General features: G+C 71.1%; 10 protein-coding genes. 7 read left to right on the forward strand and 3 right to left on the reverse strand.

Translation table 11 applies throughout. From position 1 onward, the window contains the following. Positions 1-130 precede the first annotated feature (130 nt). Both ACSQ11_RS04200 and ACSQ11_RS04205 read left to right on the forward strand, forming a co-directional pair. On the forward strand, positions 131-1,462 hold the full coding sequence (locus tag ACSQ11_RS04200) for a serine hydrolase domain-containing protein (RefSeq protein WP_436003359.1): 1,332 nt from the start codon (positions 131-133) through the stop codon (positions 1,460-1,462). Positions 1,463-1,511: 49 nt separating this feature from the next. Further along, positions 1,512-2,192 carry a hypothetical protein gene (locus ACSQ11_RS04205; protein WP_436003361.1) on the forward strand — a complete coding sequence of 227 codons (681 nt, stop codon included), beginning with the start codon at positions 1,512-1,514 and terminating at the stop codon, positions 2,190-2,192. 109 nt (positions 2,193-2,301) lie between these two features. Here ACSQ11_RS04205 and ACSQ11_RS04210 read toward each other — a convergent pair whose 3' ends face one another. Next, complete coding sequence (locus tag ACSQ11_RS04210; RefSeq protein WP_436003363.1) at positions 2,302-5,598, reverse strand: S8 family serine peptidase; 3,297 nt, start codon at positions 5,596-5,598, stop codon at positions 2,302-2,304. A 224-nt stretch (positions 5,599-5,822) separates the two neighbouring features. Next, a complete protein-coding gene (locus tag ACSQ11_RS04215) occupies positions 5,823-6,749 on the reverse strand; it encodes a LysR family transcriptional regulator (RefSeq protein ID WP_436003365.1) in 927 nt (308 codons plus the stop codon). 71 nt (positions 6,750-6,820) lie between these two features. Between ACSQ11_RS04215 and ACSQ11_RS04220 the strand changes: the two genes are divergently transcribed. Next, positions 6,821-7,816: an EamA family transporter gene (locus tag ACSQ11_RS04220; protein ID WP_436003367.1), complete on the forward strand. Its 996-nt coding sequence runs from the start codon at positions 6,821-6,823 to the stop codon at positions 7,814-7,816. On the opposite strand, the gene hisC is transcribed toward ACSQ11_RS04220, so the two are convergent. Then, entirely contained in the window at positions 7,726-8,826 is a 1,101-nt protein-coding gene (gene hisC / locus ACSQ11_RS04225) for a histidinol-phosphate transaminase (RefSeq protein ID WP_436003369.1), read from the reverse strand. The two genes, ACSQ11_RS04220 and hisC, sit on opposite strands and share 91 nt — an antisense overlap. A 96-nt stretch (positions 8,827-8,922) precedes the next feature. On the opposite strand from hisC, the gene ACSQ11_RS04230 reads away from it, so the two are divergent. From ACSQ11_RS04230 to cydB, 4 genes are all read left to right on the forward strand, one after another. Continuing rightward, a complete protein-coding gene (locus tag ACSQ11_RS04230) occupies positions 8,923-9,312 on the forward strand; it encodes a phage holin family protein (RefSeq protein WP_436003371.1) in 390 nt (129 codons plus the stop codon). Positions 9,313-9,354: 42 nt separating this feature from the next. Next, positions 9,355-11,043, forward strand: a complete 1,689-nt coding sequence (locus ACSQ11_RS04235; protein ID WP_436003373.1) for a substrate-binding domain-containing protein — start codon at positions 9,355-9,357, stop codon at positions 11,041-11,043. Positions 11,044-11,260: 217 nt separating this feature from the next. Beyond that, the gene (locus ACSQ11_RS04240) at positions 11,261-12,727 is read left to right on the forward strand and encodes a cytochrome ubiquinol oxidase subunit I (RefSeq protein WP_436003375.1); all 1,467 of its coding nucleotides are present in this window, start codon (positions 11,261-11,263) and stop codon (positions 12,725-12,727) included. A gap of 39 nt (positions 12,728-12,766) precedes the next feature. Continuing rightward, positions 12,767-13,810 carry a cytochrome d ubiquinol oxidase subunit II gene (cydB, locus tag ACSQ11_RS04245; protein ID WP_436003377.1) on the forward strand — a complete coding sequence of 348 codons (1,044 nt, stop codon included), beginning with the start codon at positions 12,767-12,769 and terminating at the stop codon, positions 13,808-13,810.

Consider the following 13,810-nt stretch of genomic DNA (forward strand, 5'->3'; position numbering starts at 1 on the left):
GGCGGTGTCTGGGGAGTGGGTTCGGGGTGTGAACTCGGGCTCCCTAGCCTGCTGGGGCAAACGTACCGCGAGGGCGCCGCGACCTCCCAAACGTGCTGGCCGGCCCCACCCGGAGAGGTAGCGTCCGGGCATGCGTCGCCGCCGTTGGCCCCGGGTCCTTGCCGTCGTCCTCGTCCTCGTCGTCGTCGCCGCGGTGGGCGCCTACTGGTACGCGCGACCGCTGCTGCGGACCGGCACGGGGTATGCCGCCCACAACGCGTGCGCGCTCGAGTTCGTCGCCGGCCGCCAGGCCCCGGAGACCGACCTGCCGCCGAACCCGCTCGTGCCCTACCTGTCGACCAGCGTCGACGGCGGCGCCAAGCGGGCGAGCACGTCGATCAAGGGCCTGCTCGCCGGGCAGGAGGCCGCGTGGGCGCCGGAGACCGGCTGCACCGTCGGTGGTGCGCCGGAGGTGGCCACCCCGGGCCCCGCACCCGCCGCGGCCGGGAGCAACCCGTTCGCCGAGGCGAGCAGCACCGAGGACCCCGAGGTGGCGCGGCTCATCGCCACGGCCTTTGGCGACGAGCTCGGCGACGTCGAGCGCGAGCGGCTCGGCACGCGCGCGGTGGTCGTCGTCCGCGACGGCGCCATCGTCGGCGAGCGCTACGCCGACGGCTTCACCCAGGACACGCCGCAGCTCGGCTGGTCGATGACCAAGTCGGTGACCAACCTGCTCACCGGGCGGCTCGTCCTCGACGGCACGGTGAAGCTCAACGACGACCACCTCCGCCCGGAGTGGACCGACGACCGCGCGAAGATCACCGTCGACCAGCTGCTGCGCATGACCGGCGGGCTCGCGTGGGACGAGACCTACGACCTCGGCACGCCGATCACCCAGATGCTCTACGGCGAGCGCGACATGGCCGGCTTCGTCGCGTCGCAGGAGCTCGCGCACGCGCCCGGCACCCACCAGCAGTACTCCAGCGGCAGCACCACGCTCCTCTGCTCCGTCCTCGGGGCGAAGGCGACATCACGCCTCGCGGCGGCCCAGGTCTTCGCTCCCCTCGGCCTCAGCTCGGCCGTCCTCGAGACCGACGGTGTCGGGACGCCCGTCTGCAGCTCCTATCTCTGGGCGACGCCCCGCGACTGGGCCGCGCTCGGTCAGCTCGCCCTCCAGGACGGCGTCTGGGACGGGCAGCGGCTCCTCCCGGAGGGCTGGATGGCCGCCTCCACCAGGGTCACCCCCGTCGCGACGACCGAGGAGAAGGGTTATGCCGCCGGGTGGTGGTCCAACACCGACGCGGACGGCAGCCTCGTCGAGCCGACGCTCACCCCGGACACCTACTCGATGCAGGGCCACGACGGGCAGCGCGTCTACGTCGTGCCGAGCAAGAAGCTCGTCGTCGTGCGCCTCGGCTTCAGCCCGGAGATGTCCGGCGAGGACCCTGCGGTCGCGCCCCTCGTCGCCGCCCTGTCGCGCTGACCCGCAACCGGAACCGTTCGCGGCCGCGCCGCGTCGTAGGTTCATGACCATGCCGACGCGACCGCACCGACAGACGATCTCGTATGCCGTGAGCGCCCTGTGCGCGGTGACCCTCCTGTCCGCGTGCGGAGGAACGGGGGACGGCGGCTCCGACGTGGGACCCTCGAGCATGCCCTCGTCGTCGTCACCCTCCCCGTCACCCTCCTCTGACCCGAGCGGCCCCGCCGGCACCAGCCCGAGCATGCCGCCCAGCGGACGCGCCCGCCCGACGACGATGACCGGCCGCGTGACGAGCGTCGACGGCGACTGCACGGTCTTCAAGAGCGACCGCGGCGCCACGACCTGGGTCCTCATCGGCGAGACGGGCACGCTCCGGGAGGGGACGGCATACGTCGTGGAGGGAGTCGCGATGGACGCGATGGACCCCGCGTGCCCGCAGGGGCTGCCGTTCCAGGTCACCAAGGTCACCGAGGGCACGTTCACCGAGGACCTGCCCGTGCCCCCACCGGCGAAGGGCTCGGGCGTGACCATGCTGACCGGGGTCGCGGCCGACGGCGTCGAGGCCGGCTGTCGGACGCTTCAGACCGACAAGGGCGTCTTCGTCCTCGTCGGCCAGGTCCCCGTGCCCGATGGCCGCGTCGAGGTCCGCGGCGTCGTCCGCGTCGGCATGGCGACGACCTGCCAGCAGGGCACCGCCTTCGAGGTCATCAGCGCCCGCCCCGTCGACTGACCGGCATACCGGCTCGTCCTTCTCGCGCTCCGGGCACACGCGCCGGGACAGCGAAGGGCCCCGCGGCGAAGTCTCGCCGCGGGGCCCTCAGCTGTGGGTCAGGCTCGCGTCACGGGGTGACCGAGCCGATGAGGACCTCACCGGTGCCGAGGAGCGCACCGGCGCTGGACAGGACCTGCATCTCGCCGGAGACCTGACGACCGGAGGCGGGGACCGCCGCGACCGTGAGGTTGCCGGAGACCGGCGTGGACGCACCCGTCGCCAGCTCGGTCGTCGTCGCGGGCACCGAGAGGGTGCCGAGACCGGCCGAGTAGAAGACGTCGAGGTAGTCGTACTGGCTCGAGCCGGCCGGGACCGAGTAGCCGTCGACCTCCACCGTGTAGGTGCCCGCGGCGGGGTTGGTGATCGTCACGGCCTCCTCGCTGTCACCGTCGGCCTGCTGGGCCACGATCGTCCCCGCCGCGTTGCGGACGAAGAGGTCGAGGTCGGCAGCCGGGTCGGCGGTGTTGCCGATCTTGGCCACGAACTTGGTCGCACCCGCGGGGATGGTGACCGTGAACTTCTGGAGCTCGTGGTTGGCGATCGTCTTGCGCTCCGACACGGCCGAGCCGAGGGGCCCGCCCTTGGGAGCGACGGTGACCGGTGCCAGGTCGTTCGTGACGGTCCACGAGACCGGGGTGGCCTGGCCGACCTTGGCCGACGGCACCGTCTGGGTGGCCGGGTTGACCGTGACGCCCTGGGCGCTGGCGGTGATCTCGAACGGGTTCTTCAGCGTCGGCGTCGTGCGACGAGCCTCGACCTGGAGCTCCCAGATGCCCGGGAGCGGGTTCGAGTAGGCACGCGACGTCGGGTTGCACCCGCCACCGTTGTTGAAGTTCGTGAAGCACACGAGCGAGGACGTGGACTCCACCGGGTTGCCGTACGGGTTGTAGGCGATCCAGCGGACCTGCGACCCGTCGGCGTACTTGCCGAGGTTGACCTGGAGGGCCTTGGCGCCCTCGGGGACCGAGACGAAGAACTTCTGGAAGAGGTTGCGCTCCACCGTGTCCGTCTTGGCCACCGAGTACGTCGGGGCCTTGAGGTCCTGGCCGAGGACGACCGTGAGCAGGACCCGCTTGTCGACGACCGACGTGGCCGGGTCGTCGATCTCGAGGATCGCCGAGTGGACACCCGGCTTCGAGGTGAGGACCTTGACCGGGATGTCGACGGTGCCGCCGAGCGGCTGCGGACGCTGGCTCACCGGCAGGGTGAACGTGCCGTCGTTGCCGACGAGCCGCAGGTTGTGCTTGACGTTGCCCTTGACGCCGGAGGTGCGCGTCGAGGTCAGGGTGACGTTCTTCGGGACACCTGCGGTGAGGCCACCGTTGGCGGCGTCACAGCGGTTGTACAGGCCCGTGCCCTGGTTCGGCGTCGCGAGGAAGCCGGACAGCGGCGTGCAGACCGGGGCGGTGACGGTGTAGTCCTGCGAGGACGGACGGGTCTTGAGCAGGGTCCACGCCTTGGGGACGTTGACGAGACCGGCGCCCTGGCCGATGGCCTCGATGTTGTCCTTGTAGTCCGCGGTCGTGTAGAGCGAGTCACGGATCTGGCGCGGCGTGATCTTCACACCGGTGGCCTTGGCGGCCGAGACGAGCAGGGCCGTGGCGCCTGCGGTCTGCGGGGACGCCATCGACGTGCCGTTGAAGTGCGCGTAGCCCGGGGGCAGGGAGTAGCCGGCCTCGGGGACCGGGCCACCCGGCTGCCAGGTCGGGATCGACGAGACCGCCGAGCCCGGAGCCATGACGTTGGGCTTGAAGCCACCGTCCTCACGCGGACCGCGCGAGGAGTAGTTGTGCAGCGCGATGTCCGAGCTCACGTCGGCGCCGTAGTTGGACTTCCACGTCTCCTTGGTGATCGAGGAGGCGACGGACACGACGTCGGTGGCGACCGACGGGTCACCGATCGAGTTGATGCCGGGGCCGCTGTTGCCGGCCGAGATGACGATCTGGACGCCGTACTCCGAGATGAGCGCGTCGTAGAGACGGGCCCGGGCGTTGTTGCCGTCGTTGAGGGCCGGGAGGCCACCGATGGACATGTTGACGACGTCGACGCCACGGTTGGCGACGAGGTCGACCATGCCGTCGGTCAGCGCGACGGCGGTGCAGCCGCCACCCCAGGAGCAGGCGCGGCTGGAGACGATCTTGGCGCCGGGCGCCTGGCCGTCCATGGCCCCACCAAAGAGCGAGTGACCCGCGGCGATGCCGGCGACGTGCGTGCCGTGCGCGGCCTCGACGACGCCGATGTTGACGAAGTCGGCCTTCTGGCCGGGCAGGCCGGCGGCGGTGAGGTCGACGTCCTCGCGGAACTCGACGACGAACGGCATCGACTCGGCGATCGGCGTCGCCGGGTTGTCGACACCGAAGTGGCCGACGTCGAACTTCTCCTTGTAGGGGCGCATCTTCTCGTCGGCCGAGAAGACGAAGTCCTGGTTGGCGTCGACCCAGATGTCGTTGGTCGCCTCGTCGTAGAGGATGCCCCAGCGGTCGGTGGTGTCACCGTCGCGGTTGAAGTCGCCCTGCGCCTCGTCGCCCAGCGAGATGTTCTCGGCGACGCGCTGGAACTTGTAGGTGCCCGCGGGCGCCGTGTAGGTCCCGACACCGTTGAGGGTGAACTTCGGTCCGGTGACGGTCGTGAGCATCGCGCGCCACGAGCCGTCGCTCTCGAGCAGCGGGTCGGTGCCGGTGACCCAGTCGACGATCTTGCGCTCGCCCGTCGACGTCTTCTGCAGCGCCGGGTGGTCGAGGTCGACACCGGAGTCGATGACACCGATGGTGGTGCCGCGGCCGTCGAACGTCGGGTTGGCCTTCTTGAAGGCGATCGAACCGATGTCGCGGGTGGGCATGTAGGGGTTGTCGTCCGGCGTGCCGGCACCCGGCGCGGGCGCGGCAGCCGCCTCGGCGCCGGAGGCCGCCTCGGCCTCGGGACGGGGGAGCGCGATCCGCTCGTTGAGGTCGACCGCGACGATGGCGGCGTCCTTGGCGACGGAGTCGACCTTGCCGGTCGGGACGCTGGCGCTGATGTAGCCGAGCTTGTCGTTGACCGTGGCGACGACACCGCCGCTCGCCTTGATGGCCTCGACCGCACCCGCGGTCTGGCCCTTCGCGGTCGAGATCATGACGACGACACGCGATGCCTTGGTGTCGACAGCCTTCTCGAGGAGGTCACGGTCGTGACGCCCCAGCTTGTCGGCCGGCTTGGCGGCCTTGGGCTTGCTGTTCTGCGACTGCGCGGTGGGCGCTTTCGCGACGGTGATCTCACGGTCACGCGGAGCCGCCCCGGACGGGGGCGCCACAGCCGTCGCGGCAAGGGCCGCGGCTGCGATTCCGGCGACCGTCGTGAAGCTTCGGCGCAGGGTGCGTCGGGTCACGTCGGTGTCCTCTCGGGTCCTCGTGGGCACAGGGGGTCCCACGACTCGCACCCGCAGGGAACGGGCGGAACCGTCAGTGTGACCGCTCGACGCGCGACCCGCTAGAGGTCTCGCAGAGAAAATTGTGTGATACGCGGGGATCAATCTCGATTCCACCCCTACGGGTGGTCCCGACCGACCTCACCGGAGGGCTGGCGGGCCACTCGCGCCAGACCGTCAGACCATCACCCGGCTGCGTTGCGGGCGACGTCCCTGCGGGCGACGTCCCTGCGGGCGACGTCCCTGAGGGCGTCCACGGCGCGGCGGACGACGGCCCGCTGCGCCCGGTCGGGGCGCGACATCGCCACGACCCAGCGCCGCGCGTTGACCCCCCGCAACGGGCGGAGCACCACCCCGTCCCGCGGTCGCGTCGTGAAGCGGGGCAGCAGGGCGAGGCCCACTTCGGCCGCGACGAGCGCCTCGGCGATGCGGTTGTCGCGGATCCGCTGGGTGACGGTGACCGGCCGTCCGGTGACGCGGGCGACCGAGTCGAGGACCGTCTCGAAGGGGTATCCGGCCGGGACACCCACCCATGTCTCGTCGACGACGTCGCGTGGTGACAGCTCGTCCTTGGCTGCCAGCGCGTGCCCGCTCGGCACGGCGACGTCGATCGGCTCGCGCACGAGCACGGTGCTGGCCAGGCGCTCGGCCCCCGCCGGGACCGCCCCGAGCAGGCTGTGCCCGATGACGACGTCGTGGTCGGCGGCGAGGTCGGCGTAGTGGGCCTCGGAGACGTCGGTGTCGGTGAGCTCGACCGCGATCCCGTCGGCGGCCAGGACGGCGAGCGCACCCGGGACGAGGAACTCGGCGGCGCTCGTGAGCGCGGCGACCCGGACCCGGCCGGTCGGACGCCCACGGAACTCGTCGAGCCGCGCCTCGACCCGGGCGAGGGCGGTCTCGACGTCCACCGAGGCCTCGGCGAGCAGGCGACCGGCGTCGGTGAGCCGGATCCCGCGGCCCACCGGCTCGACGAGGGCGACGCCGAGGTCACGCTCCGCCGTGCGCAGCTGCTGCGACACCGCCGACCCGGTGCGGTGGGTCGCGACGGCGACCGCCGTCACGCTGCCGCGCTCTGCGAGCTCGCGAAGGAGGACGAGATGACGGACATCCATGCAGTCACCCTAATCAGTCATTTCAAGAACATTCAGTAGACCGAAGCAGTGTTCACGTCGACGATGGAGCGGTGCCCGTCCGTCACCGCCTTCTCGCCGTCCTCGTCGCCGTCCTCTGGGGCCTGAACTTCATCGCGATCCACGCCTCGCTCGAGCAGTTCCCGCCGTTCTTCACCGTCGCCCTGCGCTGGGCCCCGCTCGCGGTCGCCGCGATCCTCTTCGTTCCGCGGCCGGACGTGCCCTGGCGCTGGGTGCTCCTCTACGGCCTGGGGTTCGGGATGCTCCAGTTCACCTTCCTCTACTGGGGCATGGCCGCCGGTATGCCGGCCGGTCTCGCCTCGCTCGTCCTCCAGAGCTCCGCGCCCTTCACCGTCGTCCTCGGCGCCCTGCTCGGGGAGCACCTGTCCGCCCGGCGCGGCATCGGCGTGCTCGTCGCGATGCTCGGCCTCGGGATCGTCGGCTCGCAGCGCGGCGACGTCTCGGCCGTGTGGCCCTTCGTGCTCACGGTCCTCGGCGGTCTCGGGTGGGCGTTCGGCAACCTCGCCGTCCGTCGCGCCCGGACCACGCAGCCGGTCCGGCTGACGATGTGGATGAGCGTCGTGCCCCCGCTCCCGATGCTGGCGCTCAGCCTCGTCGTCGAGGGCCCGGCCCGGATCGGCGACTCCCTCACGAGCCTCGGGACGTCGGTGGGCGGCACCGCGATCGCCGGCCTGCTCTACACGAGCCTGATCGCCACCGTCGTCGGCACCGGGATCTGGTCCTGGCTCATGGCCCGGCATCCCGCCGGGACGGTCGCGCCGTTCTCGATGCTCGTGCCCGTCACCGGGCTCACCGCGGCCTGGCTCGTCCTCGGCGAGCGCCCCTCAGGGGTGGAGTGGCTCGGGTGTGCCGTCGTCGTGGTGGGCGTCCTGCTCACGGCAGGCGGGCGTCCCACGATGCCGGCGGGACGGCATACACCGCTCGTCCCGGAGGCGGCTCAGGCGCGAGGGAACGCCGCCATGACCTCGAGCAGCCGGTCGTTGGCCTCGGGCTCGGCGATGGTGACGCGTACGCCGTCGGTGCCGTAGGGACGCACGGTGAGGCCGGCCGCCAGGCAGGCGGCCGCGAGCTCGGGCGTGCGCTCGCCCACGCCGAACCACACGAAGTTGGCGTCGGTGTCAGGGACCTCCCAGCCCTGCTGCTCGAGCGCGGCGACGACCCGGGCCCGCTCGGCGACGAGCTCCTTGACTCGGACGTCGAGCTCGTCGTAGGCCTCGAGCGAGGCGATGGCGGCGGCCTGCGCGAGCGAGTTCACGCCGAAGGGGATGGCGGCCTTGCGCAGCGCCTCGGCCACCGGCTCGTGCGCCACGGCATACCCGACCCGCAGGCCCGCGAGCCCGTAGGCCTTGGAGAAGGTCCGCAGCACGGCGACGTTGGGGCGGGCGCGGTGGACGGCGAGCGCGTCGGGGGCCTCGCCGCTCGTGACGAACTCGAGGTAGGCCTCGTCGAGCACGACGAGCACGTCCTCGGGGACGCGGTCGAGGAACGCCTCGAGCTCGGCGGAACGCACGCTCGGCCCGGTCGGGTTGTTGGGCGTGCAGACGAGGACGACCTTGGTGCGCTCGGTGATCGCGTCGGCCATGGCGTCGAGGTCGTGGCGAGCCTCGCTCGTGAGCGGCACCTGGACGGCGGTCGCACCGGCGAGCGCGACGAGGATCGGGTACGCCTCGAAGCTGCGCCACGCGAAGACGACCTCGTCACCGGCGTCGCACAGCGCGGTGATGATCTGGCCGAGGACGCCGACACTGCCCGGGCCGGTCGAGATCCGCGCGGCGGGGACGTCGAGCCGGTCGGCGAGGGCCGCCGTGAGCGCCGAGACGCCCATGTCCGGGTAGCGGTTCATCTGCGCCGCCTGCTCGCGCACGACGTCGAGGACCGAGGGCAGCGGCGGGTACGGGTTCTCGTTGGACGACATCTTGTATGCCGTGACACCCGCCTGCGGTGCGGCCGGCTTGCCTGCGACGTAGGCCGGGACGGCGTCGAGGGAGCCTCGAAGCCGCACGGGGGTGGAGGGGGTCGAGGGCGTGCCGTCGGTCATGCCCGCCACTGTATTGCCCTCGCGCGAGGGCGAGAGACCGACCACTTCGTCGCCCGGGTCGTTCCCCGGCCGCGGCGATCATGGGAGAGTGACGGCGTGCAGAACTTCCTGATCCGGGTACTCATCAACGCCGTCGCCCTGTGGGCCGCGGCCGGACTCATCAGCGGCATCAGCTTCGGCGACGACGACGCGTGGACCAGCAAGGTCGTGACGATCGTGCTCGTCGCGCTGGTCTTCGGCCTGGTCAACGCGGTCATCCGACCGATCGCCAAGGTGCTGTCGTTCCCCTTCGTCGTGCTGACGCTGGGCCTGTTCACGTTCATCGTCAACGCGTTCATGCTGCAGATCACCGAGTGGATCGCCGAGCCGCTGGGCCTCGCGTTCACGATCGACGAGTTCTTCTGGGACGCCGTCTTCGGCGCCGTCATCATCACCATCGTGTCGTGGCTCCTCAGCGTCGTCCTGCCCGACGGCGACGACGACTGAGCACCACCGCAGCCCGCTCCTCCTGCTGAAGCAGCCTCCACCATGGGTCGTCACCACGCGCAGCCTGCTGCGCCCAACCAGCGCGGGATCATCGCCGCCCTCGTCGTCGGAGGCCTCGTCGTCGCGGGCGGCACCTACGCCCTCGGCAGGGGCAGCGGGGCGACCGACGCCGCGAACGCCGATGGCCGGTCCCCCTCCTGCCCGACCGCGCCGCTGCGCGTCGAGGTGGCGACCGAGCTCGCCGATCTCGTCGAGACCCAGCTGGCGAGCGCGACCAGGGCCAACGCTTGCCACCGCTACGAGGTGATCGGCAGCCGCTCGTCGAGCGTCGCGAGCCGGATCCGACAGGGCAAGGCTCCTGACGTGTGGATCCCCGACTCGTCGGTGTGGCTGGACCAGACGACTGCGGGCAGCACCGGCTCGGCGGTCAAGGCCGACTGGGTCGCCGGTGGCTCGATCGCGCACTCCCCCGTCGTCCTCGCCAACCCGGTGACGAGCGCCAGCAAGCTCTCCGGTGCCTTCTCGTCGTGGAACGAGCTCGTCAACAAGACCGGCTCGGTCCACCTCGCCAACCCGCACCTCGACACGGCAAGCCGGCTGGCCTTCATCGGCTCGCGCACCGGCGCCGGCGCGACGACCAAGGACGTCACCGCCGGCCAGCGGATCATCCTGCTCTCGCGCTTTGCCGCGACCGGGACCGTGGAGCTGCTCGCTGGCGCCAAGGACCCGTCGAAGTCGACGACGACCCGCAGCGAGCCGTTCCCGATCAGCGAACAGGCGCTCGCGGCATACGCCAAGGACAGTCCGGGACTGCTCAGCCCGCTCCTCCCGAGGGCCGGCACCCTGTCGATGGACTACCCGTGGGTGGCCGCGCCGGACCTCTCGCCGGCACTCACCGAGGTGGCCGCCGCAGGGCTGCGTGCCGTCACCTCGCCCGCGGCCGTCGAGGCGCTCACGGCGGCCGGCTTCCGCGGCGACGACGACACCGGCGGGCCCACGATCGAGGGCGTCGAGGCCGCGAGCTTCACCACGCTCAAGGCCATGACGGGCGACGCGCGGCTCGCGGCGCTGCGCCAGTGGGACGTCCTCAAGGCTGACGCCCGGATGCTCGCGATCATCGACGTCTCCGGCTCGATGACGACGGTCGCCAAGGACACCGGCGGAAAGACCCGGGCCAAGGTCGCCGAGGAGTCGCTCACCACCGCGGTCAAGCAGCTGCCCGGCGGCAGCCAGGTCGGTGGGTGGATCTTCTCGACGGACAAGGGTGGCAAGGGCAAGGACTGGGCGCCGATCGCGCCCATCGCCCGCCTCGACGACCCCGAGGGTGCGGGCACCCACCGGGACGCCATCGTCGCCGCCCTCGCGAAGTTCCCGAGCTACATCAGCGGCGACACCGGTCTCTACGACACGACTGCCGCAGCCTTCGCCGAGATGACGCGGACCTACGACCCCGAGTACTTCAACTCGGTCGTCATCATCACCGACGGCAAGAACGACGACCCCGGCGGCGGGCTCGAGCTCGGGCCGCTGCTCGCCCGGATCACGAAGGCGCACGACCCGACCCGACCGGTGCGGATCATCACGATCGGCATGGGCGAGGCCGACCCCAAGGCGCTGCAGGCGATCGCCTCGGCGTCGGGTGGCGCGACCTACACCGCCAACACCTCCGACGACCTGCTCACGGTGTTCGTCCAGGCGCTGCTCGCGCGCGAGCCCTCCCAGGCGCAGTAACCCGTCTCCGACGGCCCGGGGACAGCACCAGTCGGGGTACGTGTGACGAGTCGGGGGTCGCGGTCAGCCCGACTCGTCACGCCACCCCCGACTCGTGAGTCCCGGGACGCACTGCGGGCAGATGGGCGGACGGCATACTGGGCGCTTTTGTCCTACTACGACCTGTCGTATTACTATCGGTCGTAGTAGGACACGGACGCGACGACCGAGGAGACCGATGGAGCCCGTCGACCTGGCGAGGTGGCAGTTCGCCATCACGACCGTCTACCACTTCCTCTTCGTGCCCGTGACGATCGGACTGTCGTTCGTCGTCGCCGTGACCCACGTCGCCTGGGTGCGCACCCGCACGGAGGAGTGGCTGCGGCTGACGAAGTTCCTCGGCAAGCTCTTCACCATCAACTTCGCGCTCGGGCTCGTCACCGGCATCGTCCAGGAGTTCCAGTTCGGGATGAACTGGTCGGACTACTCGCGCTTCGTCGGCGACGTCTTCGGTGCACCGCTCGCCCTCGAGGCGCTGCTCGCCTTCTTCGTCGAGTCGACGTTCCTCGGCCTGTGGATCTTCGGCTGGGGCCGGATCCCCGAGAAGCTGCACGCCGCGACGATGTGGGTCGTCCACATCGGCACCCTGCTCTCGGCCTACTTCATCCTCGCGGCGAACTCCTTCATGCAGAACCCGGTCGGCTTCCGCTACGACCCGGAGAACGGGCGCGCGGAGATGACCGACTTCGTCGCGATCCTCACCAACAAGGTCCAGCTCGTCGCCTTCCCGCACGTCATCACCTCGGCCTACATGGTCGGCGGCGCGACGGTCATGGGCGTCGGCATCTGGCTGTGGCGGCGGGCGGCCACCCCGGGTGCCAGCGACGCCGCGGACGTGCCGATGTATCGCCGTGCCACCCGGCTCGGCGCCGTCCTCACCCTCGTCGCGAGCCTCGGCGTCATCGTCAGCGGTGACGAGCAGGGCAAGATCATGACCGAGGTCCAGCCGATGAAGATGGCTGCGGCCGAGGCGCTCTACGAGACCGAGGCCGGCGCCGGATTCTCGATCCTCACCATCGGCTCGCTCGACGGGACGCAGGAGCACTTTGCGATCAAGGTGCCCAAGGTGCTCGCGTTCATGGCGACGGGCAACCCCAACGGCACGGTCGAGGGCATCAACGAGATCAAGGCTCGCAACGCCGAGCTCGTCGCCTCGATCGAGCGGACCTACGGCCCCGACGTCGCCGCGATCACGACCGACGCCGACTACACCCCGAACGTGCCGCTGGCCTACTGGACCTTCCGGCTCATGATGGGGCTGGGCTTCGTGTCGATGGGCCTCTCCGTCCTGCTCCTCTGGCTGACGCGCGGCACGGGCCGGCCCCCGCTCTCGCGCTGGTGGGTATGGGCCGGCGTCGCCGCGCCGCTGCTGCCGATCTTCGCCAACAGCTTCGGCTGGATCTTCACCGAGACCGGTCGCCAGCCCTGGCTCGTCAACGGCCTCATGACGACGTCGTTCGGCGTCTCACCGTCGGTGTCGACGACCGAGATCTGGATCTCGATGCTCGTCTACACGGCCCTGTATGCCGTCCTCGCCGTCGTGGAGGTCCGTCTCTTCCTGCGCTACGTCGCCCACGGCGCGGAGCCCTTCCACGAACCGGAGCAGGTGCGCGACCAGGACGCACCTCTCCAGTTCTCCTACTGACCGCGGCCCCGCAGCCGCTGCGAGAGAGGCGATCTCGTCATGGACTACCCCCTCATCTGGTTCCTCCTCGTCGGAGTGCTCTGGACCGGCTACCTCGTCCTCGAGGGCTTCGACTTCGGCGTGGGCGCGCTCCTGCCAGTGCTCGGTGGCGGCGGCGCCCGCGTCGGCGCGGCCGTCGACGAGGCCGACCAGCGCCGGCGCGTCATGCTCACCTCGATCGGCCCGCACTGGGACGGCAACGAGGTCTGGCTCATCACCGCGGGCGGCGCGATGTTCGCGGCGTTCCCGGAGTGGTACGCGTCGATGTTCTCGGCGTTCTACCTGCCGCTCCTGCTCCTGCTCGTCGCGCTCATCGTCCGCAACATGGGGCTGGACTACCGCCACAAGCGGGACGACGGCACCTGGCGCCGTCGCTGGGACGCCGCGATCATCGGCGGCTCGGTGGCCGCGCCCTTCCTCGTCGGCGTGGCCCTCACCAACCTCGTGCGGGGCGTCCCCCTCGACGCCGACCACGAGTACGTCGGGACGCTGTGGACCCTGCTCAACGGACCCAGCCTCCTCGGCGGGGTCGTGTTCGTCGCCCTGTCCGTGACGCACGGCGCGATCTTCCTCAGCCTCAAGACCGACGGTCCGCTGCGCGCCGACGCGCGGATGGTCGCCACCCGGTCGGGCCTCGTCACCGTCGTTCTCGCGGCGACGCTCCTCGGGTGGCTCGTGACGACGCAGGGCGGCCTGCTCGTCACGTCCCTCGCGCTCGTCGCCGCCATCGCCCTCGTCGGTGGGCTCGCCGCCAACCGGGCCGGCCGCGAGGGCATGGCCTTCGGTGGCACGGCCCTCACATGGGCCGCCGCTGCCGCGGCCTACTTCGTCGCGCTGCACCCGGCGGTCATGCCGACGACGCTGGCCGACGGGGCCTCGCTCACCATCGACAACGCGGCGAGCTCGACGATGACGCTGCAGATCATGACCGTCGCCGCACTCTGCTTCGTGCCGATCGTCCTCGGCTACACCGCCTGGACCTACTGGGTCTTCCGCCGCCGTCTCTCGACCGACCACCTGGGCGCACCCGCGCTCGTGAAGTGA

Source organism: Knoellia sp. LjRoot47, assembly GCF_964253435.1.
Taxonomy (GTDB): Bacteria; Actinomycetota; Actinomycetes; order Actinomycetales; family Dermatophilaceae; genus Knoellia.

Coding starts and splice junctions, on each gene's coding strand:
- ACSQ11_RS04200 (WP_436003359.1), top strand. CDS start 131: ATGCGTCGCCGCCGTTGGCCCCGGGTCCTTGCCGTCGTCCTCGTCCTC.
- ACSQ11_RS04205 (WP_436003361.1), top strand. CDS start 1,512: ATGCCGACGCGACCGCACCGACAGACGATCTCGTATGCCGTGAGCGCC.
- cydB (WP_436003377.1), top strand. CDS start 12,767: ATGGACTACCCCCTCATCTGGTTCCTCCTCGTCGGAGTGCTCTGGACC.
- ACSQ11_RS04240 (WP_436003375.1), top strand. CDS start 11,261: ATGGAGCCCGTCGACCTGGCGAGGTGGCAGTTCGCCATCACGACCGTC.
- hisC (WP_436003369.1), bottom strand. CDS start 8,826: ATGACCGACGGCACGCCCTCGACCCCCTCCACCCCCGTGCGGCTTCGA.
- ACSQ11_RS04215 (WP_436003365.1), bottom strand. CDS start 6,749: ATGGATGTCCGTCATCTCGTCCTCCTTCGCGAGCTCGCAGAGCGCGGC.
- ACSQ11_RS04235 (WP_436003373.1), top strand. CDS start 9,355: ATGGGTCGTCACCACGCGCAGCCTGCTGCGCCCAACCAGCGCGGGATC.